The 25,184-nt window shown below is 42.6% G+C and carries 24 protein-coding genes; 9 read left to right on the top strand and 15 right to left on the bottom strand.

Annotated elements, in window-relative coordinates:
* Positions 1-33: 33 nt before the first annotated feature.
* The gene (locus FD725_RS06750) at positions 34-192 is read right to left on the bottom strand and encodes a hypothetical protein (protein ID WP_179047411.1); all 159 of its coding nucleotides are present in this window, start codon (positions 190-192) and stop codon (positions 34-36) included.
* Positions 193-382: 190 nt separating this feature from the next.
* Here FD725_RS06750 and FD725_RS06745 point away from each other — a divergent pair, with 190 nt between their 5' ends.
* Entirely contained in the window at positions 383-1,777 is a 1,395-nt protein-coding gene (locus tag FD725_RS06745) for a DICT sensory domain-containing protein (RefSeq protein ID WP_179047410.1), read from the top strand.
* Positions 1,774-2,412 (top strand): pentapeptide repeat-containing protein, encoded by a 639-nt coding sequence (locus tag FD725_RS06740; RefSeq protein ID WP_179047409.1) that lies wholly within the window; start codon positions 1,774-1,776, stop codon positions 2,410-2,412. Before FD725_RS06745 ends, FD725_RS06740 begins: the two co-directional genes overlap by 4 nt.
* Positions 2,413-2,576: 164 nt before the next feature.
* Here FD725_RS06740 and FD725_RS06735 read toward each other — a convergent pair whose 3' ends face one another.
* Both FD725_RS06735 and clpS read right to left on the bottom strand, forming a co-directional pair.
* Positions 2,577-3,407: a CPBP family intramembrane glutamic endopeptidase gene (locus tag FD725_RS06735; protein WP_179047408.1), complete on the bottom strand. Its 831-nt coding sequence runs from the start codon at positions 3,405-3,407 to the stop codon at positions 2,577-2,579.
* Between the two features lie 84 nt (positions 3,408-3,491).
* Positions 3,492-3,773 carry an ATP-dependent Clp protease adapter ClpS gene (gene clpS / locus FD725_RS06730; protein WP_179047407.1) on the bottom strand — a complete coding sequence of 94 codons (282 nt, stop codon included), beginning with the start codon at positions 3,771-3,773 and terminating at the stop codon, positions 3,492-3,494.
* Between the two features lie 317 nt (positions 3,774-4,090).
* Between clpS and FD725_RS06725 the strand changes: the two genes are divergently transcribed.
* Positions 4,091-4,459: a hypothetical protein gene (locus tag FD725_RS06725; RefSeq protein WP_179047406.1), complete on the top strand. Its 369-nt coding sequence runs from the start codon at positions 4,091-4,093 to the stop codon at positions 4,457-4,459.
* Between the two features lie 136 nt (positions 4,460-4,595).
* Here FD725_RS06725 and FD725_RS06720 read toward each other — a convergent pair whose 3' ends face one another.
* Together FD725_RS06720 and FD725_RS06715 are read right to left on the bottom strand one after the other, a co-directional pair.
* Positions 4,596-5,768, bottom strand: coding sequence for a pyridoxal phosphate-dependent aminotransferase (locus FD725_RS06720; protein ID WP_179047405.1), 1,173 nt, complete (start codon positions 5,766-5,768; stop codon positions 4,596-4,598).
* A gap of 126 nt (positions 5,769-5,894) precedes the next feature.
* Positions 5,895-6,101 carry a hypothetical protein gene (locus FD725_RS06715; protein ID WP_179047404.1) on the bottom strand — a complete coding sequence of 69 codons (207 nt, stop codon included), beginning with the start codon at positions 6,099-6,101 and terminating at the stop codon, positions 5,895-5,897.
* A gap of 478 nt (positions 6,102-6,579) precedes the next feature.
* Here FD725_RS06715 and FD725_RS06710 point away from each other — a divergent pair, with 478 nt between their 5' ends.
* The 4 genes from FD725_RS06710 to FD725_RS06695 all read left to right on the top strand — a co-directional run bounded on the left by FD725_RS06710 (position 6,580) and on the right by FD725_RS06695 (position 13,113).
* Entirely contained in the window at positions 6,580-6,909 is a 330-nt protein-coding gene (locus FD725_RS06710) for an STAS domain-containing protein (RefSeq protein ID WP_179047403.1), read from the top strand.
* A 160-nt stretch (positions 6,910-7,069) separates the two neighbouring features.
* On the top strand, positions 7,070-9,766 hold the full coding sequence (locus tag FD725_RS06705; protein ID WP_179047402.1) for a TIGR03960 family B12-binding radical SAM protein: 2,697 nt from the start codon (positions 7,070-7,072) through the stop codon (positions 9,764-9,766).
* 556 nt (positions 9,767-10,322) lie between these two features.
* Complete coding sequence (locus FD725_RS06700; protein WP_179047401.1) at positions 10,323-12,428, top strand: Rne/Rng family ribonuclease; 2,106 nt, start codon at positions 10,323-10,325, stop codon at positions 12,426-12,428.
* 10 nt (positions 12,429-12,438) lie between these two features.
* On the top strand, positions 12,439-13,113 hold the full coding sequence (locus FD725_RS06695) for a ribonuclease HII (RefSeq protein ID WP_179047400.1): 675 nt from the start codon (positions 12,439-12,441) through the stop codon (positions 13,111-13,113).
* A 62-nt stretch (positions 13,114-13,175) separates the two neighbouring features.
* On the opposite strand, the gene FD725_RS06690 is transcribed toward FD725_RS06695, so the two are convergent.
* Positions 13,176-13,763: a DUF1997 domain-containing protein gene (locus FD725_RS06690; protein WP_179047399.1), complete on the bottom strand. Its 588-nt coding sequence runs from the start codon at positions 13,761-13,763 to the stop codon at positions 13,176-13,178.
* 404 nt (positions 13,764-14,167) lie between these two features.
* Here FD725_RS06690 and FD725_RS06685 point away from each other — a divergent pair, with 404 nt between their 5' ends.
* Together FD725_RS06685 and pheA are read left to right on the top strand one after the other, a co-directional pair.
* Positions 14,168-15,853 (top strand): phospholipid carrier-dependent glycosyltransferase, encoded by a 1,686-nt coding sequence (locus tag FD725_RS06685; RefSeq protein ID WP_179047398.1) that lies wholly within the window; start codon positions 14,168-14,170, stop codon positions 15,851-15,853.
* A 103-nt stretch (positions 15,854-15,956) separates the two neighbouring features.
* Positions 15,957-16,835, top strand: coding sequence for a prephenate dehydratase (pheA, locus tag FD725_RS06680; protein WP_179047397.1), 879 nt, complete (start codon positions 15,957-15,959; stop codon positions 16,833-16,835).
* Positions 16,836-16,846: 11 nt separating this feature from the next.
* On the opposite strand, the gene FD725_RS06675 is transcribed toward pheA, so the two are convergent.
* The 9 genes from FD725_RS06675 to FD725_RS06635 all read right to left on the bottom strand — a co-directional run bounded on the left by FD725_RS06675 (position 16,847) and on the right by FD725_RS06635 (position 24,839).
* Entirely contained in the window at positions 16,847-17,497 is a 651-nt protein-coding gene (locus tag FD725_RS06675) for an LON peptidase substrate-binding domain-containing protein (protein ID WP_179047396.1), read from the bottom strand.
* Positions 17,498-17,727: 230 nt separating this feature from the next.
* Entirely contained in the window at positions 17,728-18,045 is a 318-nt protein-coding gene (gene rpsJ, locus FD725_RS06670) for a 30S ribosomal protein S10 (protein WP_010998474.1), read from the bottom strand.
* A gap of 174 nt (positions 18,046-18,219) precedes the next feature.
* Entirely contained in the window at positions 18,220-19,449 is a 1,230-nt protein-coding gene (gene tuf, locus FD725_RS06665) for an elongation factor Tu (RefSeq protein WP_179047395.1), read from the bottom strand.
* Positions 19,450-19,471: 22 nt separating this feature from the next.
* Complete coding sequence (gene fusA, locus FD725_RS06660; protein ID WP_179047394.1) at positions 19,472-21,550, bottom strand: elongation factor G; 2,079 nt, start codon at positions 21,548-21,550, stop codon at positions 19,472-19,474.
* 140 nt (positions 21,551-21,690) lie between these two features.
* Positions 21,691-22,161, bottom strand: coding sequence for a 30S ribosomal protein S7 (rpsG, locus tag FD725_RS06655; RefSeq protein ID WP_179047393.1), 471 nt, complete (start codon positions 22,159-22,161; stop codon positions 21,691-21,693).
* 336 nt (positions 22,162-22,497) lie between these two features.
* Positions 22,498-22,881, bottom strand: coding sequence for a 30S ribosomal protein S12 (gene rpsL / locus FD725_RS06650; protein WP_015140400.1), 384 nt, complete (start codon positions 22,879-22,881; stop codon positions 22,498-22,500).
* 109 nt (positions 22,882-22,990) lie between these two features.
* Positions 22,991-23,332 carry an iron-sulfur cluster assembly accessory protein gene (locus tag FD725_RS06645; protein WP_179047392.1) on the bottom strand — a complete coding sequence of 114 codons (342 nt, stop codon included), beginning with the start codon at positions 23,330-23,332 and terminating at the stop codon, positions 22,991-22,993.
* Between the two features lie 114 nt (positions 23,333-23,446).
* Positions 23,447-24,169, bottom strand: coding sequence for a Uma2 family endonuclease (locus tag FD725_RS06640; protein ID WP_179047391.1), 723 nt, complete (start codon positions 24,167-24,169; stop codon positions 23,447-23,449).
* 247 nt (positions 24,170-24,416) lie between these two features.
* Complete coding sequence (locus FD725_RS06635) at positions 24,417-24,839, bottom strand: phosphomannose isomerase type II C-terminal cupin domain (RefSeq protein WP_179047390.1); 423 nt, start codon at positions 24,837-24,839, stop codon at positions 24,417-24,419.
* Positions 24,840-25,184: the final 345 nt, after the last annotated feature.

The raw sequence follows: 25,184 nt of genomic DNA, 5'->3' as shown, positions 1-25,184 counted from the left end.
TTGGTGTTACGCATGATACTTTTCAAACATCCTCTAAGGCACTAGGCAAGGATGGGAAAAAGCGATCGCCTCAAGATAGTACATAGTCACAATGCGAACTATTGCCCAAAAGTAACAAAATTTAGAACAGCCAGTATCCGCCAAGATAACAGTAATGTTATACGCCACTTCCCCAATACTGTAACCGACCATTCTCCTTATAACTGTCTCCAAGACGCTGCTAGTGTTAGTAGAGAAGTATATCTCCTTCTTTCTTATCCCGTTCACTTACTCTGGGGTATAGCATAATTCATCCGACAAAAGTACACTAAATAATATTCAGAAACAATTTATATTCTTATCCCTCTATCCAGCGCTTGTGCGTTTCACTTAACCAAACCCCATGTTAGAAGGTTCAATTCTACAACAGCTAGAAGCATCTCATCGCCATAGTACCAGACCAATTCGATTGGGAGTATATTACAAGAATACCCTGGTTGCTCTTTGTCATGCTTTAGAAGATCATATACTGACTGATGACAGTACACCCCTGGTAATTACTGCCTTCCAACGGGGGAAATGGTATTTGCAAGAAGCAGAAAGATATGCAGATATCGCCAAGTGTAGCCAGCAAATTGTGATTATGGCAGCACCTGATACAGGTTTTGCTGAACATCCTACCAGCCAACTAGCAAATGTAGATTTGATAGAACTAGAACCAGCTGATTCAGTAGCTCAGGAATGGCACTTAATTATCTTGTCACCAAAATACACAGCGATGGTGCTTTGTCAAGAGTTATCTGCGGCTGATTATGGTGTAGGTGGAGTACCGACTGCTGATTTAGAACGGAAATTTTATGGGTTATGGACATTCGAGCCAGAATTAGTCAGAGAAACAGCAGAGTTAGCGATCGCTCACATCCAAAAATATAATCCAGAACTAGCCCAAAAACTCATTACTCATCAACAGCAAATTCCCAACGCCGACATCACATCAGCAGACCTTAGTCAAGTCGTCTCTCGCGTTGTTGATTACCTCAAAACAGGGCAAGAAAAACTAGATATCCCCGTAGCACTCCGTCAACAGGCTCTAGATAATAACTTGGTTTCTAACGAAATTCAAGCATTTTTACGGATGGCTCAACTAATGGACTTGGCTGATGTCAACAACCCCAAAGCCGCCGCCGAAGTAGCCGCCCTAGCCGAGACAATGGCACAGCTATTAGATTTACCCGCATGGCAAATTAAAAGATTAAAATTGGCTAGCTTATTACATCGCATAGACCCTCTACAACCAGCAGCAAGCATTTTTACCCCTAGCGTACCTCAACATGATCAAGAATCAGCTCCCAGTTGTCCCCTAACTTGTTCTCTAGTCCCAGGGGCGCAAGTCTTACGCAAAATGTCTAGACTCCGCGCTGTAGCTCAAATTATCACACACCAAACTGAATGGTGGGATGGTACAGGAGAACCAGCAGGATTAGCTGGTGATGAAATCCCTTTAGAATCGAGAATCCTGGCGTTAGTGACGGATTTTCAATGGCAAGTCAACCAGAGAAAATCTTCTGTGCAAAATCGGCAAGAAATATTTGTGCAAGCTTTAGAACAGTGTAGGCAACAATCAAACCGTTTTGACCCTAAACTAATAGATGCCCTAACTTTATTAGTCATGGGCTTACAACAAGGATTAGACTTACCCTTAATGACACCCAAGGCCAGCACTGGAATATGGCTACTTGATTCGCGGTGGGATAGCCACAGTAAGACTAGTGAACAGATGAGTAGTTACCTCCAATGAATATCGAAGCGATTAGACTAGGAAAACTTAAACAACTTCCAGGAGCGAATTTAGAAGATGAGGAACTCTCGCAACTTGATTTAAACCGCATCAATCTTGCTGGGGCTAACCTTGTCGGTACTAACTTTGTCGGTTCTAAACTGGAAGGTGGGCATTTAGAAGGTGCAAATTTAATGGGAGCAAACCTTCAAGAAACTGACTTGCGGGCAAATCTGATGGGAGCCAATTTAATGCAAGCAGATTTAACAGGTGCGGACTTAAGAGGTAGTAACCTGCGTGGGGCTAACTTAATGGGAGCCAGATTAATCGGTGTATCTTTAGTCGGTGCTTTCTTGAGTGGTGCTAACTTAATGAACGTCAATTTACAAGGCGTTGACTTGCGTGGTGCTGATTTGCGTGGCGTGAATTTGACAGGAGCAAATCTGAAAGGCGCAGACTTAAGCCGTGCGGATTTACAAGGAGCATCTTTAAGTGAGACAAATTTAGAAGAGGCCGACTTACGCGGTGCAAATCTAGCAGGAGCGAATTTGACAGGAGCAAACTTACTTTGTGCAGAATTAGAAGGGACAAATTTAAGTGGTGTGAAATTAGATAAAGCTTGTATGGTCGGTACAGTACTAGAGACAAGTTTGTAAATTAGCAATGCTACATTTTGTAGCTGACACTTATACAGTCATCTGGAACATTTTTAGTGATTTACGAGTAGCGATAATTAGTCTCGACGGCAAAATTCGCCTGTCTAGTGTAAATACCATTTGGTAAATAATCAAGTGATTAAACTGACTTTATCAACCAGTCTTTATACTGGATGTTTAAGATTCTGTCCTCGCATCCATAGTGCCAACACACTCATAAACAATACTCCCATTACTCCTTGTAAGGGATTATTATTTACCCCAGTCACCCAATCAGGAACTTGCCCAGAATGTTGAACTAATCCTCCCACATTAATAATGTAGTAACCCCAAACCAAACCACCATGCAAACCCATTGGTAAACCCAACCGTCCCCTACGCCAACGCTTACCCCATACCTGCGTTAACCCCAACAACACTAAAGCCGGAAATTGTGGCAGAGTGTGAATAATTGCTGCTAAGGGCTTGACAAAATGCAAAGCAGCAAATGCAGTTGCATCTATTCCTAACGCTACAGATTTACTGTAATCTCGTTGCAACTCATCCAATAGCCAACCGCGAAATAACAATTCTTCAGCAAAGCCTACACCTAAGCTGACAATAAAACCTTCTAAAATAATTTTCCAGAAAAAAACTTGTGGCTGTTGCCATACTAGCCAACCCAAAAGTCCTTGTATCCCAAACAGAATAAAAATATTAATCAGCCCCATCCCCAGACCGCACAACAGCTCTACACCGTTGCGTCGAGTGAATTCTAAGCCATAATGGTGAAATATCTGGGGTTGGTGGTAAACATTTTTACCCCATAGCCTGAGCAGAAAGATAAACTCTAAATATAGCAGAACCATTGTTATGATACTTACCAAGTTAGCATCTCGCACTAGTAAGTAAATGGGTGCAGCTATGGGCAACCACAATAACAATAAAATGAAAATAAAATAACCCAGCCGAACAGGGGCAGGGCGTTTAGATAGAGTTAGAAGTCTGTCTTGCATTTTCAGTCAGAAGTCATTACTAAAAATTATGACTCATGACAGATGATTTAGCGCATCGCCATTGTTCATCACAAATTATCTTGCTTATTCATCAGGTTCTATTGTGCTACTTAGACCGTGAGTTTTTAAAGTTTCACAATAAAACTCTGCGTGTTCTTGAGCGCAGGTAATCACCAAGGCTAACCCATTAGTATGGGCTTCCATCATGATACTAACAGCTTGAGGCTGTGTGAGACTCGGCACTGTGGTGATTAATACTTGTACCACATACTCCATAGAGTTGTAGTCGTCATTATGGAGCAAAACGCGATACCGAGGCGCGAGCTTGCGGGATGTGGAACGCTTCTCAATGGTTTCGACTGACACAACTTTTGCTCTTTGATGGTTGAGTTACTACAACTGAAATTCTGTTAAGCGATCGCTTAACGGTTGTTCATCCATTTTAGGGTATTTTCATCAAAATTCTATGGCATAAAAAACTTTTTGCCAATACTGATGAGACCATAACAACACGGTTAAGCCGCAAATCTCATAATTTTTTTAGCATAACCCCACTGAGAATATCCCACTTTCACTTTTAAAATAAAGGTATACAAAAAACTGCACCCACAAGTGCATGAAACTTGTGGATGAGAATTTAATCTAAAATCCAGGCGTTAAATTGCCTTATGCCCTAACTGATTATGGACACGACTTTTAACTTTCAACCAGGACAAATTGTGTCTTTAGAGCATGGCAACATAAATTTGTATGCAGAAGTCATTCAAGTGGTAATTTCCCGTCATTTATGCTGGGCGCGTCCTTTGCTACTGGTTAATAGTAATCAGGAACCACCATCAGTTACAGACTTACGAGACAGTTCAGACTTACTCTGGCCTAGCCAGTTATTTAGACCAGCCTTAGATACAGAAGTAATTGATTTACTCAGTCAAATTTTAATCAAAGAACCAAAGCCAGAACTAGACCAACTAGCTAAACAGCAGCTTCATCACTTCATTCACCAACTGTGGCAAGCTTATCAGCAAGGGTTGGATGGAGATGTAGGGGTTTAAGGGTTTAAGGGTACTGGGGTACTGGGGTACTGAGGTATAGAGGAGAAAACCTTAGTCATTAACTCAGCACTGTCAACTAATGACTAATGACTAATGACTAATGACTAATGACCATTGACCATTGACTATTGACAACTCAACAATAACGAATACCTGAATCCTGCATTCGTTGAATGGCTTCCGCTAATCTTTCATCAGCAATAGTTAAAGCAATACGAAAATAACCTTCACCCGATGCACCGTAACCGTTCCCTGGGGGAACTAGTATACCGCATTTGTCTAGAAGTAAAGTAGCAAACTCAGTGGAAGAATATCCAGCAGGGACAGGAACCCAAACGTAAAGAGTAGCTTTTGGTGGTGCAATTGGCCATCCTAGAGATTGTAATCCTTTAACAATAATGTCACGACGATTTTGGTAAACTGACATGACAGCTTTTAGTTCTGCTTCATCAGTAGAGTATGCGGCGATCGCTGCTTTTTGAATAGCTTTAAATACTCCAGAGTCCACATTTGTCTTTACCTGACTCAAACCACTGATGGCATAAGCATTACCCACCGCAAAGCCAATGCGCCAGCCAGTCATATTATATGACTTTGATAAGCTATGAAATTCTATCGCTACATCTTTTGCACCAGGAATTTGCAAAATACTCGGCGGTTTGTACCCGTCATAAGCCATTTCTGAGTAAGCATGATCATGGCACAGTAAAATATCATACTGCCGGCAAAAAGCCACTAATTCTGCAAACAACTCCCATGTAGCTAAAGCCCCAGTCGGATTATTAGGATAATTAATCCATAACATTTTCGCCTTGCGCGCAATCTCTTCCGGAATTATACTTAAATCAGGGAGAAACTGATTCTCTGCTTTTAAGGGCATGGTAAAAGGTTCGCCCCCAGCAAAAATCGTCGAAGTGCGATACACAGGATAGCCAGGATCAGGTATCAATGTATAATCGCCAGCTTCCACAAAAGCTAAAAAAGTATTATGTATGGCTTCCTTGGAACCAATAGAACAAACAACCTCTGTATTTGGGTTTAATTCCCTCACCCCAAACCGACGTTCCATCCACCTAACTACTGCTTCTCGGAATTCTTGTGTACCCTGATAGGGTGGATAGTTATGATTTGCCGCGTCGTCAATTGCCTCACGCATTGCTTGAAGAATACTAGCAGGAGTTGGCTTATCAGGATCACCCACTGCCATATTGATAATGTCAACTCCTTGGGCAATAAGTTCTTCCCGTTTGCGGTTAAGTTCCGCAAATAAATAAGGAGGAATTTTTTCTAAACGTTTAGCAAGCTGCATGACGACTGGTTACTAATGCAAATGTGAAGGCTCATTAGCACAGTTTACGTCACACCAGTACCACGAGGCGGAATTTTGAGAGCAAAATTTAGACTGAAAAAATTAGAAAGTGTCTGACTACCAGACTTAATATCCTAATCCCAGACTGGGAACCAACTGAATACGTCCAGCATCCATCTCTGCCATCAGTAATTCTAAAGCTTCATAGTCAACATCAGAGATGTGACCCATTGCTGTCAGTTCTGAGTTGATTTCGTTTTCGATTTCTGGGGTCAATTTTTTTATATCCAACGCTTTTTCTACTAATTGACGAATTGCATACCTAGTTCTCATGGTTTTAATCAACCTATAACCTAGTTTCAGTGATATTAAATTATCCAAGATAGAGTTAAGTATAAAATGTGATCCAAACACAGGCATAATTGTGATTTAGATCACAATTGAACTAAGTAGATATTTCCTGGGTCAATTGGCAACTAGCCATGAATATGAATAATGATTGCGGTACTGCACACACTGTAGACTTTAGCTCTATTCCTTGACCCAGACTCAAGGTGAAGTTATCACCACAACTCTAGATAATTACTTTAGCTCTTGGGTTTTCCTTGTCAATCTTTTTTTAACTAAGATTAAAAAAAAGTATATATAAATACATTTCACCCGGAAATTATGAGAATCTTTAAACATCCCCTGGAAAAAAATAAAGATTCAGCAAAGAGGGTTAGGACATATGGTCGATGTGGAACCAAAAAGTTTATGTTCTAATAAATTCAAGCTTTCAGGTTCAGTCACTCTAATTAGGATTTTCAATATGCAAGCAGTACTGAAGTGTGCAAAAATTCAGGTTGTTCATCCGCAGGGTTGCCTGAATGCTACCAATGCTTTGGAATTGGAACGGGACTTAACGACAACTTTGACACAGGATGAGGTGTCAGGTTTGCTATTGGATTTAGCCAAGGTAGAATCTATAGACAGTGCTGGACTAATGGCTCTAGTATCCGCACTCAAAGTAGCCCAGACTTTAGGTAAGAGTTTTCAGCTTTATTCAGTTTCCCCAGCCATTAGGATTATTTTTGAATTAACCCAACTTGATGACATTTTTGAGATTTTTGTAGATCAGCCAGAGTTGATTTTAACGTAATTATAGAAAATAGGGATAGATATAGCAGCATATAAAGTAAATAAATACCAACATCCTGTAAAAGAGTTGTAAGTTGCCAAGATAAACCCTGTGAAAATAGCTAATCAATGCTAATCTTGGAGGTGAGTAACTGTAATTAAAGTAGCTCAAAGTTAGCACAGTGGTTGTTGCATTTGAAAAATTAGTCACACCGGATATTCTCAAGCCAGCGCGTTATCTCGGTAACGAGCGCCTAGCAGTACACAAACCTTGGGATACCGCAGTCATACGCTGGGTGTTAACCTACCCCGAAGTGTATGAAGTCGGCTCTTCTAATTTAGGGCATATCATTTTATACAACATCTTGAATGCCCAACCTGGACAATTATGCGATCGCGCTTACCTACCAGGCACAGACTTAGCAGCCAAACTCAGGGCAACTCATACACCCTTGTTTGCTGTTGAGTCTAAGCGATCGCTCACAGAGTTTGATATTTTAGGTTTTAGTCTCAGTTATGAACTGGGAGCGACCAATATCCTAGAAATGTTAGATTTAGCTGGAATTCCTCTGACATGGCAAGAAAGATCACAAGGGAATTATCCGCTAATTTTTGCTGGGGGACAAACAGCCACATCCAATCCGGAACCCTACGCCGATTTCTTTGACTTTTTTGCCTTGGGAGATGGTGAAGAACTCTTACCAGAAATCGGTTTGGTTTTGGCAGAGGGGAAACAAGCAGGGTTGAACCGAGAGGATTTACTTCTTGATTTAGCACAAATTCCCGGTGTGTATGTGCCACAATTTTACGGCATCACATCAGATGGTTCAGTCCAACCCTTGCGTCCAGATGTGCCAAAACGGGTTTTGCGGCGAGTAGCTACCCCCATACCAGCGTATTCCATCGGCTTAGTTCCCTATGTCGAAACTGTACATGACCGTCTAACAATTGAGATTCGCCGGGGTTGCACCCGTGGCTGTCGCTTTTGTCAACCAGGAATGCTGACTCGTCCAGCTAGAGATGTAGAACCAGAACAAGTAGTTACCGCTATTGCCGAAGGAATGCGGGCAACTGGTTATAATGAGTTTTCCTTGTTGTCTCTGAGTTGTTCTGATTATTTATCTCTACCAGCTGTAGGGATGGAAATTAAAAATCGGTTAAAAGATGAAAATATCACCCTGACTCTCCCTAGCCAACGAGTAGATAGGTTTGATGAAAACATCGCCAATATCTTGGGAGGCACAAGACAAGGTAGTTTGACCTTTGCACCGGAAGCCGGAACCCAAAGAATGCGGGATATTGTCAATAAAGGCTTAACAAATGAAGAATTATTAAGAGGTGTGAAAACTGCCTGGGAACAAGGCTGGGATAAGATTAAGTTATACTTCATGATTGGTTTACCAGGTGAAACAGATGTTGATGTGGTGGGAATAGCCGAAACAGTCAGTTGGTTACAGCGAGAATGTCGAGGACAAGGTAGAAGACCACTCAACTTCAACATCACAATTTCTAACTTCACACCTAAACCTCACACACCTTTTCAATGGCATTCAGTAGCCACTGGGGAATTTAAACGCAAGCAAAATTTACTCCGGCAAGAATTTCGGCGACTTAGGGGTGTAAAAGTCAACTTTACCGATGTTCGCATATCGGCCATGGAAGACTTTATTGGTCGGGGCGATCGCTCTTTAGGTAAAGTAGTGCGTAGAGCCTGGGAACTAGGCGCAGGAATGGATTCCTGGTATGAAAATCTAGACCAAGCTTTCAGTGCTTGGGGAAATGCGATCGCCCAAGCCGGACTAGATTGGAAATACCGTCTAGTGGAAAATGGCGAGTGGAATTTGTTTTCTGGCGAGGAGTTTTTGGAGGACAAGGAGACAAGGGGACAAGAGGACAAGGAGACAAGAAGAACAGAAAATTCTTTCTCCCCATCTCCCACTCCCCCCATCTCCCACTCCCTCGATGCTCCTCTCCCCTGGGATCATATAGATACAGGCATTGATAAAAAATGGCTACAAGCAGACTTAAAACGAGCGCTAGAGGCAGCGATCGTTCCGGACTGCTCTTTTGAGGGGTGTTCTCATTGTGGTGTATGTGGAACTGATTTTGGCCACAATATTGTCATTGAGCCACCGCCAATTCCAGCATTTGCTGGTAATTTTGTTCCCAACACCACCAAATCACAACGCTTACGAGTTTGGTTTGGCAAACAGGGGGACATGGCTTTAGTTAGCCATCTGGATTTAATGCGATTGTTTGATCGAGTGATGCGGAGAGCCAGCTTACCCGTCGCCTTTACTGGTGGCTTTCATCCCAATCCCCGGATTGCTGTAGCTAGTGCCTTAGCTTTAGGCGCAACTAGCACTGGGGAAATTGTGGATTTTGAATTAACTCAGCCAATGGACGTGGCTATATTTCAGCAAAAACTAGTGGCCGAATTACCTCCAGACATCCCCATATATTCTGTAGAACAGATAGATTTAAAATCTCCATCTGCTAACCAAGTGTTAGAGCAAGCCGAGTATGTGATCACTGTGGGAACCTCAAGTGATGTCACATCTGGACAATGGCAAACTTGTCTAGATAACATTCTCTCAAAAGACGAAATTTTCTTAGAACAAACAACCAAGTCTGGCAAGATTCATTTAGTAAATCTGCGCTCGCGGTTGTTTGAGTTAGAATTAATTGCCGCCAACAACAGTGAAACTGCATCCCAAGCTGTTTTACGTTACGTCGGTAGCTGTCGTCCGGATGGGTTGCTGTTGCGTCCTGAACAAATGCTATCTATGCTGGAGATAGTTGCTGGGGAAATTCTCATAGACTTTACAGAAATTCATCTTCTGCACATTCACCGCAATCGGCTGATTTTAGCAGTATAATCCCTAAAGGGTGACTTGCTAGTAGTCACCATCTTACGGTACATCGTGGGAATTGATTTTTAGCAAGGTTGCGTTAGAATGGGATGAAGAGAAATTTTCTGACGCTGCATTTGACAAACTAGTTCACTCTTACCCTGATCATCAGGGAGCAAAGATAAAGATATTAGAGTGGGAATTCTAGGATTTTATCCCAGACAAACTCAGACAGACTAAAGAACACTCTCTTTATAGCTACCTTGTGAACTAGTGATTAACAGCAGGCTCCGTCGGCAACTCTTAGTCTATGCTTTTAAAACAACTGCTGAATGCCCAATCCCTAGATGGTGAAGGTGTAGCATGAAAAATCAACCACGGACGGTTGATTTATTTGCTTAAACAGTATGCAGCCGTTCTGGAATAATCAGGCGTGTCAACGCAAATCTCTAGTCAATAGCTCTTTAACTTTGAAGCGCAGCTTCACAATTTTTATTACCAGCAGCGTCTTTGGAGGCTGGCAGGGGCGAGAGGCATACAAACTTCCAAGCCTGTTGACGCTGCCGATTTTTGAGGAAATTGAATGCCAAAACAAATTATTATCGCGGAGCAGCATCAAATTGCTGCAGTTTTTTCGGAAGATCAAATACAAGAACTCGTTGTTGCCACAGGCCATCACCAAATTGGTGATATCTACTTAGGTGTAGTAGAAAATGTGTTACCTGGGATAGATGCGGCTTTTGTGAATATTGGTGATCCAGAACGGAATGGTTTTATCCATGTTACAGATTTAGGCCCTTTAAGGCTCAAGCGCACAGCCGCAGCCATCACCGAACTATTAGCACCACAGCAAAAAGTGCCTGTACAAGTGATGAAGGAGCCAACGGGAACAAAAGGCCCCAGGCTCACAGGTAATATCACTCTGCCCGGACGCTATGTGGTGTTGATGCCTTATGGTAGAGGGGTAAATTTATCTCGGCGGATTAAAAGTGAAACTGAGCGTAACCGCTTGCGGGCGCTAGCAATTTTAATTAAGCCCGCAGGTATGGGTTTGCTAGTACGTACAGAAGCAGAAGGCAAGCCAGAAGAAGCCATTATTGAAGATTTGGAAGTGCTGCAAAAGCAATGGGAAGCCATTCAGCAAGAAGCACAATCTACTCGTGCGCCAGCCCTACTCAACCGAGATGATGACTTTATCCAGCGTGTGTTGCGGGATATGTATGGTGCGGATGTAAACCGAATTGTGGTAGATTCCAGCACCGGGCTGAAGCGAGTTAAACAGTATTTACAAAACTGGAGTGGTGGACAAACACCACAGGGATTGTTGATTGATCATCACCGCGATCGCTCTCCCATTTTAGAATATTTCCGGATCAATGCAGCGATTCGAGAAGCCCTCAAACCTAGAGTAGATTTACCTTCTGGCGGTTACATTATCATTGAACCCACAGAAGCATTAACTGTAATTGATGTTAACTCAGGTTCCTTCACGCGATCGGCCACAGCTAGAGAAACAGTGTTGTGGACAAACTGCGAAGCCGCAACAGAAATTGCCCGTCAACTGCGTCTGCGGAATATTGCCGGAGTCATAGTTGTGGATTTCATTGATATGGAATCCAGACGTGATCAATTACACGTACTTGAACACTTTAACAAAGCCTTGAGAGCAGACAAAGCTCGTCCCCAAATTGCCCAACTTACCGAACTTGGTTTGGTCGAACTGACACGGAAACGTCAAGGTCAAAATATTTACGAATTGTTTGGTGATACCTGTCCTACTTGTGGTGGTTTAGGACATACAGTGCGCTTACCCGGTGAAACTGAAAGTCGTTTACCCACACCATCTGCAGTAGAAACACCAGAGCGTTTTGTATCTTTGCCTCACAGGGAACCACGTTTACCATCGACACGGCTGACAGAACCACGAGAAACTTACGATGGATTTGGTGAATCATTTGAGAATGAAGCTGATTTAGGTGCTTTAAATTTAATTAATCATCCCAGCTATCAAGACTTAAATGATAACAAACGCCGTACCCGCACTCGTCGGAGTCGAATTGGTATCAATGGGGCAAATGGTAAAGATGAATCCAGAATTTCTCCCACTCCTTTAGGCTTTATCAACGAGCCAGACTTAGATATTGACACTGATGTGGAATCAGGCTCATTACCAGAATTACCCACACCCAATTTAGGTAAATCCGGTTGGGGAGAAAGAGGAGAACGGGCTAAAGTCACCAAAGTAGAACCAGTCAAACCAGTGGTAGAACCACCGGAGATTAGGACTGTCGAAATGACTCCAGACGAACAGGATATGTTCGCGTTGATGGGAATTTCGCCTTTGATTAAGTTAGAACAAGAGGTGAAAAATCCCAAATCTGTGATTATTAATATTGTGCAGCCAGGACAAGCAGCAAATATATCACCGGAAATCGTATCTGAACCTGTAGCCACAGCGACACCAAGCATTGAAGTCAGTACACCAAAAATCAAATTAGAAGCAAAATCCTCACCAGTAATTCCGCCTGAGCCAGTAATTTCACCTGAGCCAGTAGAGGAATTAAGCGTAACTGTTGAAGATAGAGCAACTGCGGAAGATAATGAAGTTAGTGCTGCTACCGTAGCTAACCGTCGCCGTCGTCGTCGTTCCTCTGCGGTAGGCTCAGACAGTTCTGGGGATGATAGTTAAGTGACTATTTATGGTAGAGACAGAGCAAAGTATTGATACTCTGCGGTTATCCATATCCCTAGATACAGCTGGTTGGCTAGAGTTTTCTCCAGCTTTGTCAAGTATTTCTGGTTTGGTCGCTGGAGTAGACGAAGTAGGGCGAGGCGCTCTCTTTGGCCCTGTAGTTGCAGCAGCAGTTATCTTACCAAGTTGTGCTTTTCCTGAACTCATAGCAGCTGAGATTAATGATAGTAAAAAACTATCAAGTATTCGGAGAGTTCAGCTAGCGCAGCAAATTTGCACCTTGGCAACAGACTGGAAAATTGGTTATGCCTCAACTACCGAAATTGACCAAATAAATATTTTGCAAGCAACGCTGTTAGCAATGAGGCGGGCTGTCCAAAAATTAAAAGTACAGCCTGTACTCTGTTTGGTGGATGGCAATCAATTAATCAGAGATTTAACTGTACCACAACAAGCGATCGTTAAGGGAGACGAGCGATCGCTTGTGATTGCTGCTGCCAGCATTGTGGCTAAAGTTTGGCGTGACGATTTGATACTGCGTCTAGCAGCCAAATATCCCCTGTATGACCTCAAAAATAATAAGGGTTATGGTAGTAAAAAGCATCTATTAGCTCTGCAAAAATACGGTAGTTCAGTCCTACACCGTCAATCTTTTAGTCCCTGTCGTCAGGTGCAAAGCTAAAATTCACCAGTGATTATTTCCGGGGGATGTATGTTCATTCCCCTATACAATAAGTATCACAACTAATCAGTGTTCAAAATGGGTAATTGCGGCTCATCATTAGCTAAAGTTGGTGCTTGAGTTTGAGAGACAACCCACTGCCGATAATCCACCAATAACTGATGTAGTAATCGTTGCTTAACGGTCATTAAAACACTTTTGAGTAAACCATTGCCAGTGGTTTCGAGAATTGGCTTAGGTGTGAGAGAAAAAGGTGGTGGTAATTCCACCTGCACCTCTAAATCAGCCTTACCTTGTAAGCGAGTACCAGTGCTTAACTGATAAGGCGATAAATAACCTCGTAAATTTAGAGAGAAACGCTGGTTAATATACTCAAAGCCGAGAATTTCACAACCTACTGATCGCAAATAAATGATGCCATTAGATTCTGCCCATACTCTCATGTCTACAGTGGGTTGAATGCTTAAAGACATAAAAGCTAAAGGACGCATTTTCAGGCGAAATACTTCCTCAGAAAGTTGGTGAATACGTCTTTGATCAACTAACGCATTAACTAGACGTTGAGGCTGACGCAAGTAATGCTGAATAGGAATAGGTTGCTGTGGCACAGCAATTTCTACCGATTGGGAGGCAGTAAACTTGGTAGCCATGAGTTAAGGGAAGTAATTGTTTAATACTTTTATTATTAATTAATTTAGTAACTTTTTGACTTGGATGCAGTTAATTATTTTTTAATCAAGCCTATTAATGATAACAACTAAATTTACTTATGGTTAACCTACACCAATAAGATGATTTGCACAACTATAATTGGGCATTTTTAAGAATGATCAATAATTGTTTGTCGCATTGCCACTACTAAAGGATAGCAAGAGAACAATCTATGTTAATATTATAACCTGTTTGCTCTACATTTAAATCTACCTCTAAAAGAGGAATCAATCAGTAAAAGTTTTTAAATATGCTCACACGATTAATTTTCACATAGTTAGGAATCAGCGATCGCCCTAAAAAGCATAGCGATTCTGCATAAAAATTACTTGATATCGCCTCAATGAAAAACCACCCCCACCTACTGCTATTAATGCTATGGTTAGCAATTGGCGTTGGTTTACGCTTCCTGGGTTTAGCTACTCTTCCCCCTTGGACTGATGAGTGTGCCACGATGGTTTTTAGCTTGGGGCATAGTTTTCGCACAGTGCCACTTAACCAACTCATTAGTCCGGATGTGCTGCTGCAACCACTACAAATCCTACCCACAACAGGAGTAAGTCAGGTTGTAGAAAATCTGTTAAATGAGAGTAACCACCCACCAGTTTATTTTGTCCTGGTTCACTTCTGGCTGAAAATGTTTTCGCCCACGGGAGAGATAGCTTCAATTTGGGTAGTGCGATCGCTCAGTGCTTTACTAGGAATTATCTCAATTCCCGCGATGTTTGGTTTGGGCTATGTGACTTTTGGTTCCAAATTAGTTGGTCAGATGGCAGCTGCGATGATGGCAGTCTCACCTTATATAGTTTTTTTAAGTAGGGAAGCCCGTCATTATAGTTTGGCCATGTTATTGGTGATTGCTTCTTTATTTTGTCTGGTGAAGGCCATCCAAGGGATTCATCGCCAACAATCTCTACCGATTTGGTTAATACTAGTCTGGATAATCATCAACAGTTTAGGAGTAGCAACCCATTATTTTTTTAGTTTCACCCTACTTGCTCAAGGCATAGTTTTGCTGGGGCAAATTTGGCAAACTCGCCAGGAGGTTAGCGTTAATTGGCGGCGTATCGCCATAGTTGCCGTAGGAACCTTGATGGGATGCCTAGTTTGGGTTCCTGTTCTCCAAAATATACCCGGTAGCGATTTAACAACTTGGGTAGCTAGCAGTAACCCACAAGTCAGATGGCTAGAACCATTAGGACGCTTACTACTTTGGCTATTGAGTATGCTGTTACTGTTGCCATCAGCTTTGACAAGTTTACCCTTAACGGTGGCGATCGCTTCTGGCGTGGTGACATTATTATTTTTGGGCTGGAGTGTCCCCCACCTGATCAACGGGCTAAAAGTCCAGCAGCAAAATCCGCATACTCGCTTAGGAATACAAATTATTAGTGGGTATATTGTAGTGGCGATCGCTTTGTGTTTGTTTTTTACCTACGTTTTAGGACAAGACTTAACCTTAGCAGCCCGGTTTCAATTTATTATCGCACCGGCTGTCATTTTACTATTGGGGTCTGCCTTGGCTGGTTGTTGGGTTCAAGCACAGGAATTTAAGTTTTTAGTCAATGCCAAAGTTGCTACCAGCATAATTTTACTTATGGCTACTCTTGGTGGAATCACAGTTGTCGGGAACCTGGGTTATCTGCAAAATCAACGTCCTGATATTCTTGCTGCCATCATTGATAAAGCATCCCCAAATGATGTATTGATTGCCACAACACACCTACATCACGGTCAAACTGGTAGATTGATGGGGTTAGCTTGGGAATTGCCAAATCAGCCTGGGAAAAATTTGCAGTTTTTTCTAGCTCGTCAAGATGCAGCAAGTAAAACTTACACTCAATCCACACAAGTTTTGTCTCAACAGTTGACTAAATTACCACGACCTTTAGACCTATGGTTAGTGGAATTTCGCACTCCAGTAGATTTGGCATCTCAGAACTGTATCTGGGACAAAAAACCTGGACGATTTGCTGGTGAATACAGTTATAGAGTGTATCGCTGTGCAGCAAAAACTAACAATATTTAGTCGAATATTTTAGTTTAAAAAAAGACTGGTTGTGCCTATGATACAGTCATTGACAATGCCAAATTTAACCTGACAGTCAACAATTAACTAAGAACAAAAAACCGTGACTATATCGATCGCTCATTTAGGCCCCCCAGGAACTTACGCTGAACAAGTAACTATTTTTTATGCCAAATGGCTGGCTGAAAATGCGGGAATTGCTGCTAACTTATGCCCTTATCCCAGTATTGCTCAATCTCTGCAAGCCGTTAGTCGAGGCCAAACCCACTTAGCTGTCGTCCCGGTAGAAAATTCTATTGAAGGCAGCGTCACAATGACAATGGATTCACTATGGCAATTAGACAGTTTACAAATCCAGTTAGCCTTAGTGATGCCCATCGTCCATGAATTAATTTCTGGCGCTGCTAGCTTAGATGCAATTAAAACTGTCTACTCTCACCCACAAGCTTTAGCTCAATGTCAAAGATGGTTAGGTGAGTTCTTACCCAATGCACAACTGATTCCCCGTAATTCGACAACTGAAGCCTTGCAAGGACTAGAACAGGATTTAACCACAGCTGCGATCGCATCTAGCCGCGCTGCGCAAATTTATAATTTGCCCATACTAGCCAATAATATTAATGACTACCCAGAAAACTGTACCCGCTTTTGGGTAATCAGTCAGGCACAAGCAGATATAATTGAGCAACTACCACTACAAAGTCATAGTCACACTTCCATTGCTTTTAGTTTACCTGCCAACATCCCCGGCGCATTACTGAAACCACTACAAACATTCGCTCAATTAGGTATTAATCTTAGCCGGATTGAGTCACGACCAACAAAGCGATCGCTAGGAGAATATTTATTTTTTATCGATTTAGAAGCTGAATCTAGTACACCACAAATGAAATCTGCATTAGCAGAATTAACCACCTGCACAGAAGTTTTGAAAACTTTTGGTAGTTATGGTGTCTTATCAGTTAGTACTCAATTAAATTGACTATTGCTCACTTAGAGTTTGGGATTGAAGGTATCTTTGAGAACAGAGCGAGCTGCTAAGTGATTACGAGTAGTGGTCAAAATTTCGGCTTCTCGCTCTAAACGAGCAACTGTATCTTGCATTTCTAATAGTGCCTGTTGCTCTCCTGCCACACCGTAGAGATTACTGGCTACCCAGTAAGATAATTCTGTTGGTAAGTCAGGTAACTCTTCTGGAAGTTCGATATTTTGTTCTGTTAATTTAGCTGAAAGACGAACTACATCCCGTAATAGTTGTTCTACCTCAGCCCCTAAAGGACGTAAATCTTTACTAGGTGGTTGATCTTCTAACCACTCTACTAAACCAACACGATAGGGTTTTTCCCGGACATATTCTAAAACGCGGAATCTTTGTTGTCCCAAAGTCAGCATTTTCATCCGGTCATCTGGTAAACGCTGGTATTGAACAATTTCTGCACAGCAGCCGACATTAGCAATTGTGCCTGTAGCCGGGTCAACCATCAACACACCAAACCTGCGATCGCTATCCAAAATCGTGTTCATCATGATCCGGTAGCGGAATTCAAAGATGTGCAGGGGTAATGGTCTGGTGGGGAAGAGAACTACTTCGGGTAACGGGAACAGAGGTAGTTCACGGACTGCAATTCTAGAAGAAGATGTCATTGTTACCTAAGTATAAATTTAATCTTTTAAAATTTATCAATCTACTTTTCTCTGATTTTCCCGTACTTTGTTACATTCTATCACTTGATTTACAGCTAATAAAAAGCCCCGAAAGAAATTTTTCAGGGCTGAGTAAATATTCATACAGTAGTCAAAAGTCATTAGTTGATAAATTCTTACACAAATTTGTCATTTTGACTATTGACTGTGGACAATTGACTAATAACTTATTAAAGTTTTACTTCAATGTCTACACCTGAAGGTAAATCTAACTTCATCAGAGCATCAATAGTTTTAGAAGAAGGCTGGTAGATATCAATAATGCGGCGATGGGTGCGGGTTTCAAAGTGTTCCCGTGAATCTTTATCTACGTGAGGCGATCGCAGCACGCAGTAGATTTTCCGTTTTGTTGGGAGAGGAATTGGGCCTATAGCTGTAGCGTTAGTCCGGTTAGCTGTGTCTACAATCTTCTCGCAAGATGTATCTAATAATCGACGGTCAAAAGCTTGTAAACGAATTCTAATCTTCTGCTGCTGTAAAGTAGCCATCTTGAGTTTTCCAGGTTCTGATTTATTTAGGGGAGTGGGGGATAGGGACTGGAACTGGGGATCAGGGACTGGGTTACATTCTTTCATATACCCAATCCCCAATCCTTCAAGCCAGATAAAAGAGCAGAGAGGCTGTTTGGCATCTCTGCTCTGATTTATACTAATCAACAGGTGCTATTTGAGGATTTTGGCGACGACACCAGCACCAATGGTGCGACCACCTTCACGAATAGCAAAACGCATCCCTTGCTCAATAGCAATGGGGTTGATCAATTCTACTGTCATCTTGATGCGATCGCCGGGCATGACCATTTCTGCTGCACTACCATCATCAGAGGTGAAGGTTGTAATTGTCCCTGTCACATCTGTTGTCCGCACGTAGAACTGAGGACGGTAGCCAGGGAAGAATGGTGTTTTCCGTCCACCTTCTTTTTCGGTGAGAACGTATACTTCACCTTCAAATTGGGTATGAGGAGTGATAGAACCGGGTTTAGCTAACACCATACCCCGTTCAATATCAGCCTTTTGGATACCACGCAAGAGTACGCCAGCGTTATCCCCAGCCATACCTTGGTCGAGACTCTTCTTGAACATCTCAATCCCAGTTACGGTGGTAGCGCGAGTATCTCTGATACCCACTAATTCAACGTTATCGCCGACTTTTACTACACCCCGTTCAATCCGACCAGTAGCCACAGTACCACGACCAGTGATGGAGAATACGTCTTCCACTGCCATCAGGAAGGGTTTGTCTACATCACGCTCAGGGGTGGGGATGTAGGAATCTACAGCATCCATCAATTCGTAGATTTTATCTACCCACTCATTTTCACCCCGTTGGGTCTTGGGATTTTTGGTCATTGCTTCTAAGGCTTGCAGACCAGATCCCTTGATGATGGGGATATCATCACCAGGGAAATCGTAGCTAGTCAGCAGTTCCCGCAATTCTAGTTCTACGAGTTCCAGAAGTTCTGGGTCATCCATCAAGTCTTCTTTATTTAAGAAAACAACCAGACTAGGAACACCAACCTGTTTTGCTAACAGGATATGTTCACGAGTTTGGGGCATAGGGCCATCGGTAGCAGCAACTACGAGGATACCTCCATCCATCTGAGCCGCGCCTGTAATCATGTTCTTCACATAGTCGGCGTGTCCTGGACAATCTACGTGAGCATAGTGCCGTTTTTCGGTTTCATACTCAACGTGAGCAGTATTGATGGTGATACCCCGCGCCTTTTCTTCAGGTGCGTTGTCGATTTGGTCGTAGCCTTTAGCTACAGCTTGACCAAGAGCTGCCAAGGTCATGGTAATGGCTGCTGTCAAGGTAGTTTTACCGTGGTCAACGTGGCCAACTGTACCAATGTTAATGTGGGGTTTATTCCTTTCAAACTTTGCGCGTGCCATGATTCCTAGTTTCCTTTTTTAATTAAGCGTTCCCTTTACTTTTGGCAATGATAGTTTCAGCTACGCTGCGAGGCACCTCTTCGTAGTGGCTGAACTCCATCGTAAAGATACCCCGACCTTGGGTTTTCGACCGGATATCAGTGGCGTAGCCGAACATGGTCGCCAGTGGCACTTTCGATGCTACTTTAGCGAGTCCCTGTTCAGTGCTTTGGCTTTCAATCTGCCCTCGCCGGGAGATCAGGTCACCAATGACGTTCCCGATAAAGTCTTCAGGAACTTCCACTTCTACTTTCATCACAGGCTCTAACAGTACTGGTGAAGCTTTCAGTACAGCTTCTTTCATTGCCATTGAGCCAGCAATTTTGAAAGCCATTTCCGAAGAGTCTACATCGTGGTAAGAACCATGAACTAGCGTTGCTTTCACATCAATCAGTGGATATCCAGCTAAAATACCAGATTCACAGCTTTCTTTCATACCTTGTTCAGCTGGGCCAATGTACTCTTTCGGTACTACACCGCCGACAATTTTAGAAACGAATTCAAAGCCTGTACCGGGTTCACCTGGTTCCAAGTTGATGACAACGTGACCGTATTGACCTTTACCACCACTTTGACGGATGAACTTACCTTCCACGTTGGTAACTTGTTTACGAATCGTTTCTCGGTAAGCTACTTGTGGCGCACCAACGTTCGCTTCCACTTTGAATTCCCGTAACATTCTGTCTACGAGAATTTCTAGGTGGAGTTCTCCCATCCCTGCAATCACGGTTTGGTTGGTTTCTGGGTCAACGTTGACACGGAAGGTCGGGTCTTCTTCTGAGAGAGATTGCAACGCCTTGGACAGTTTGTCCATGTCGTTCTTGGTTTTGGGTTCAACCGCTACCGAGATTACAGGCTCAGGAATAAACAGTGATTCGAGAATTACTGGTGCATTTTCATCAGTAATTGTATCACCAGTCAAGGTGTCTTTTAAGCCTAGTGCTGCGCCTAAATCACCCGCACGTAGTTCTTCAACATCTTGCCTTTCATCTGCTTTCAAAATCACCAAGCGGGAGATCCGTTCTTTTTTGTTCTTAGTAGCATTGAGAATGTAACTACCTTTTTTCAGAACACCAGAGTAAACTCGAACGAAGGTCAGGCGACCATAAGGGTCAGCCATAATTTTGAATGCTAGAGCTGATAGGGGTTCGTTATCGTCAGCACGACGTTCTACAGTATCACCATTAGGCAGTGTGCCTTGAATAGCTGGTACATCGATGGGTGCTGGTAGATAATCTACTACCGCATCCAGCATCAATTGCACGCCTTTGTTTTTAAAGGCTGAACCACACAATACTGGGACAATTGTGCCAGCAATTGTTCCTTTACGTAGAGCAGCACGGATTTCGGCTTCGGTCAGTGCTTCACCCTCAAAGTACTTATTCATCAAATCGTCATCAGTTTCGGCAACTGCTTCTACCAATTTGGTGTAGTACTCTTCGGTTTGCTCTTGCATATCTGCTGGGATATCCGTCTCTTGGATATCTGTACCTTGGTCGTTGGTGTAAATATATGCACGCTTGCGTACCAAGTCTACAATGCCTTTGAAGTCGGTTTCACTACCAATTGGTAGTTGAATGGCAATAGCATTTGCCCGCAGGCGATCGCGCATTTGTTCATGAACTTTGTAGAAGTTCGCGCCAGTGCGATCCATTTTGTTAATAAAAGCAATCCGAGGCACTTTGTAACGGTCTGCTTGCCGCCAAACTGTTTCTGATTGGGGTTGGACACCACCTACGGAACAAAATACCGCAATTACACCATCCAACACCCGCATAGAGCGTTCAACTTCAATTGTGAAGTCTACGTGACCCGGAGTATCGATAATGTTAATTTGATGATCTTTCCAACTGGTACTGATTGCCGCCGCCGTGATGGTAATTCCGCGCTCACGCTCTTGATCCATCCAGTCAGTAACAGCAGTTCCTTCGTGAACTTCACCAATTTTATGAATTATTCCAGAGTAAAACAATATTCTCTCTGTTGTAGTTGTTTTACCCGCATCTATATGCGCCGCAATACCGATATTGCGTACCTTCTCTAGCGGGTTAGTACGTGCCACAATAACCTCCTATAGTTTTTGCCTCATGATATCTTGTATATTACTCTTTGTTAAGATTCTATACTTTTACGGAAAACCGTCTGCATTTTTGTAATTATGCGATATATCGCTCTTAAAAGCATGATATACCGCTTTTGTACTTAGTAACGATAGTGTGCAAATGCTTTGTTTGCTTCCGCCATCCGGTGTGTTTCTTCCCGTTTGCGAATAGCATTTCCGGTTTCGTTGGCAGCATCTAGTAATTCATTAGCTAATTTGCCGGCCATTGTGCGTCCGGGTCTACTCCTTGAAAATTGTACCAGCCAACGTAATGCGAGGGTAGTACCTCTTTCTGAACGGACTTCCATCGGTACTTGATAAGTTGCACCACCAACACGACGCGCTTTTACCTCTACAAGAGGGGTGGCGTTCCGGACTGCTCTTTCAAACACTTCTAGAGCATTATTACCAGTGCGTTCTTCAACAGTTTTTAAGGCATCGTAAACAATGCGTGCAGCTAGTGATTTTTTGCCGTGACGCATAATCCGGCGGATGATCATACTCACAAGCCGACTGTTATATACAGAGTCAGGCGGAACAGGCCGCCTTTGAATAACACCACGACGAGACATACTTTACCCTTAATTCGGACTTGGCAACGAAATTATATGCTATCAAACAACGGATTCCCTCAACTCTAGAAGCCGCATTTTAGACTTCGGCAATTTTGGTTTTCCGGTTGCAGCGACCCTAATTTATAGACTTGTTACCTTTTATGGGAGTACAAAGCGACAACGTCTGAGCAACTTAATTATCTGAATCCAAATGCTGCTGTCGCTTACAACATTTTTTACTCTGCCTACACTTGCTCGCTGAGTGCAGGTTGGAGGTAGAAGCTGGGACTAAATTGTCTTGGGAAATTACTCAGTCAAGCGACTAATCGCATCAAGCACGATTAATCACTTTACTTATTTCTTGGCTTCTTTTGGGCGTTTTGTTCCATACTTGGAACGACCTTGTTTACGGTCTTTAACTCCGGCTGTATCCAAGGTTCCCCGGATAATGTGGTATCTCACGCCTGGTAAATCTTTTACCCGACCGCCACGAATCATGACAACTGAGTGTTCTTGCAAATTGTGACCAATGCCTGGAATGTAAGCTGTTACTTCAAATCCAGAGGTCAGCCTCACCCGCGCTACTTTACGTAGGGCTGAGTTCGGCTTTTTCGGTGTGGTTGTGTAGACTCTGGTACAAACACCCCGACGTTGTGGGCATTGTTTCAGAGCCGGGGACTTAGTTTTTTGACGCGCTTTTTCGCGTTCACTACGGATTAATTGCTGTATTGTTGGCATGAGTCACAGCGCGTGAAGCTGCTTATTATAGGTCTAAGTTTTAACAAATCCTGATTATAGCTTTTTTTATGAGTTTATGTCAAACGTTAAAATGATGGTAATTTTTATGTTAGGAAGTAAAAATTGGTGCTGTCACAGAAAAGGAATTACCACAACCACAGGTAGCAACGGCTTGGGGATTTTGAAAACGAAATCCACCCCCCATCAGATCCTCAGCATAATCTATTGCTAGACCATGAATATAATTATAGCTTGCCTGATCAATGACAATTTGAATGTTGTTTAGGTCAATAATGCGATCGCTCACTTGAATTTGCTCATCAAAAGACAGATCGTAAAACCAATCAGCACAACCACCTGGCTTAACTGCTAGTCTAAACAGAGCATTCGGCTGTTGCTTGGATTTTAAACGATTGATTTCACTAGTTGCGGCTTGGCTCAAATGAATCATGAAACTAGTTTAGACAACTGAAAAGACCATATCTAAAGTATTGCATAAGACTTACTCAGAAAGATTCTTTGTTGTGTAAGGGTTTTAAATACCTACACCCCTTTTTCCCAGACTTCACAAACTATCAGGATTTTCTCCCAGTTCTCTCAATCTAGCTGCTAGACGATCTGCCTTTGCGGCTAAATCATTCACTTTTGCCGCAGCAGCTTCCTCTGGTAACAATAGCAAATTGCCAGCTACATCATAAAATCGTAACCAGATTGCCGTTTCTCTGTCTATTGTTCCCTCACTTGTTCCCAACCATAAACTTAACTTTTGACACCACAACCATCCTTGCTCATTCGGTGTCAAAGGCTGGTACTGCTGATTATGGTCTAAATGCCATCCCCGCAAGGAATTAGGGTCAAAGGGGTCATAGATAAAATAATCTGAAGTATGAAAAGTTTGTTCGTAGAGGGCTTTTTTGATTCCCTTGTCTATTGTGGCTGTAGAAGGAGACATTAATTCTACAATTACATCAGGATAACGACCATCTTCTTCCCACACTACCCAACCCTGTCGAGGATGATTACCGTTGACATTGAGAACAACAAAAAAATCTGGGCCACGGAAATCCTTGTTACGTACTTGGGTGCTGCTGTAATAAATAAACATATTGCCCCCAGTGAAAAAGTCATAGCGATCAGCCCAAGCTTGTTGTAGAGACCGAATCAGCACATTCATTGCTATTCTGTGACGATTTGATTCCAAAGGTTCTCCATCATCAAAAATTAAATCTGTAGGGGGTGTGGGGTGTTCCCAGTCTACAACGGCTGCGGCCTTGTTTTCGGTAGTCATGAGCGATCGCCTTTTTCCTGGAGCCTCAGATTACATCATAGCTCTCTTAAATCAAGAGGCAAGAATCTGAGATTTTGAAGGACTGGTAATGGGTAATAGGTAATGGGTAATAATTTCCTCTCCATTACCAATTAGCAATTACCGATTACCACTACATAGCTAGCAACTTAAGTTACTCTGAGATTACCTCATTAACATCAGACGATTCATCAATTCTCTGCTTACCTCAAAGCCAATAGATATGGCTTTAATTAGATGTACGAGCATAATCATCTTGATAGCGAATAATGTCATCTTCACCCAAGTATTCACCATTCTGTACTTCAATTAGTACCAAAGAAATCACACCAGGATTTTCTAAACGGTGAGCTGTACACTGAGGTACGTAAGTTGACTGATTATTACTCAGTAATATTTCTTTGTCGCCACACACAACTCTGGCTGTACCAGAGACAACAATCCAATGTTCACTGCGGTGATGGTGCATTTGCAGACTGAGGCGATGTCCGGGCTTAACTTCGATCCGCTTAATTTTATAGCCACGTCCCTCTTCTAAAACTGTAAAAGAACCCCAAGGACGCAATTCAGTCGCAGCCACACCACGGCTAGTAATGGTAGTAGGTAGGGGCAAAGAGTGAGTTTTTGTAGTGGTTTCTGGAGATTGGGCCATAGTTACCTCATTTAAAAACAAAACAAACCGTCATTAGTCTTAACAATTGATGGAAAATTTTCGGCAATCTTACAACCGTGAAAATTAGCAAATTAGTTTCACTTGCTAAACATAGCAAAGGGAAACTTCATCGCGTATGGAATCTTTGTTTAAATTCCAGGTTTACACCAAGTCTTCATCTAGCAGAATGGCTACTTATTCTCAGCTTTAAAAAGGGGAGTGGTCATTAGTCATTGGTCAATAGTCAATAGTCAATAGTCATTAGAAAGCACTCTCCGACTTCTGACTTCCGACTTCCACTCAGTACTCAGCACGCGGCTCATCGCCCCGCTACCGCTAACAGCA

It is taken from the genome of Nostoc sp. TCL26-01 (genome assembly GCF_013393945.1).
Classification (GTDB): domain Bacteria; phylum Cyanobacteriota; class Cyanobacteriia; order Cyanobacteriales; family Nostocaceae; genus Trichormus.
The sequence above is the reverse complement of the archived record's forward strand: the minus strand, read 5'-3'. Positions and strand labels throughout refer to the sequence as shown.

Excerpts from the sequence above, each read along its gene's own strand:
- FD725_RS06635 (WP_179047390.1), bottom strand. The coding sequence starts at position 24,839 with ATGGCCCAATCTCCAGAAACCACTACAAAAACTCACTCTTTGCCCCTA.
- FD725_RS06675 (WP_179047396.1), bottom strand. The coding sequence starts at position 17,497 with ATGACATCTTCTTCTAGAATTGCAGTCCGTGAACTACCTCTGTTCCCG.
- rpsG (WP_179047393.1), bottom strand. The coding sequence starts at position 22,161 with ATGTCTCGTCGTGGTGTTATTCAAAGGCGGCCTGTTCCGCCTGACTCT.
- FD725_RS06700 (WP_179047401.1), top strand. The coding sequence starts at position 10,323 with ATGCCAAAACAAATTATTATCGCGGAGCAGCATCAAATTGCTGCAGTT.
- tuf (WP_179047395.1), bottom strand. The coding sequence starts at position 19,449 with ATGGCACGCGCAAAGTTTGAAAGGAATAAACCCCACATTAACATTGGT.
- FD725_RS06685 (WP_179047398.1), top strand. The coding sequence starts at position 14,168 with ATGAAAAACCACCCCCACCTACTGCTATTAATGCTATGGTTAGCAATT.
- FD725_RS06640 (WP_179047391.1), bottom strand. The coding sequence starts at position 24,169 with ATGACTACCGAAAACAAGGCCGCAGCCGTTGTAGACTGGGAACACCCC.
- FD725_RS06715 (WP_179047404.1), bottom strand. The coding sequence starts at position 6,101 with ATGAGAACTAGGTATGCAATTCGTCAATTAGTAGAAAAAGCGTTGGAT.
- FD725_RS06725 (WP_179047406.1), top strand. The coding sequence starts at position 4,091 with ATGGACACGACTTTTAACTTTCAACCAGGACAAATTGTGTCTTTAGAG.
- FD725_RS06690 (WP_179047399.1), bottom strand. The coding sequence starts at position 13,763 with ATGGCTACCAAGTTTACTGCCTCCCAATCGGTAGAAATTGCTGTGCCA.
- rpsJ (WP_010998474.1), bottom strand. The coding sequence starts at position 18,045 with ATGGCTACTTTACAGCAGCAGAAGATTAGAATTCGTTTACAAGCTTTT.
- FD725_RS06745 (WP_179047410.1), top strand. The coding sequence starts at position 383 with ATGTTAGAAGGTTCAATTCTACAACAGCTAGAAGCATCTCATCGCCAT.
- FD725_RS06645 (WP_179047392.1), bottom strand. The coding sequence starts at position 23,332 with ATGATTCATTTGAGCCAAGCCGCAACTAGTGAAATCAATCGTTTAAAA.
- FD725_RS06735 (WP_179047408.1), bottom strand. The coding sequence starts at position 3,407 with ATGCAAGACAGACTTCTAACTCTATCTAAACGCCCTGCCCCTGTTCGG.
- FD725_RS06710 (WP_179047403.1), top strand. The coding sequence starts at position 6,580 with ATGCAAGCAGTACTGAAGTGTGCAAAAATTCAGGTTGTTCATCCGCAG.
- FD725_RS06750 (WP_179047411.1), bottom strand. The coding sequence starts at position 192 with ATGGTCGGTTACAGTATTGGGGAAGTGGCGTATAACATTACTGTTATC.
- rpsL (WP_015140400.1), bottom strand. The coding sequence starts at position 22,881 with ATGCCAACAATACAGCAATTAATCCGTAGTGAACGCGAAAAAGCGCGT.
- FD725_RS06740 (WP_179047409.1), top strand. The coding sequence starts at position 1,774 with ATGAATATCGAAGCGATTAGACTAGGAAAACTTAAACAACTTCCAGGA.
- FD725_RS06695 (WP_179047400.1), top strand. The coding sequence starts at position 12,439 with ATGGTAGAGACAGAGCAAAGTATTGATACTCTGCGGTTATCCATATCC.
- FD725_RS06720 (WP_179047405.1), bottom strand. The coding sequence starts at position 5,768 with ATGCAGCTTGCTAAACGTTTAGAAAAAATTCCTCCTTATTTATTTGCG.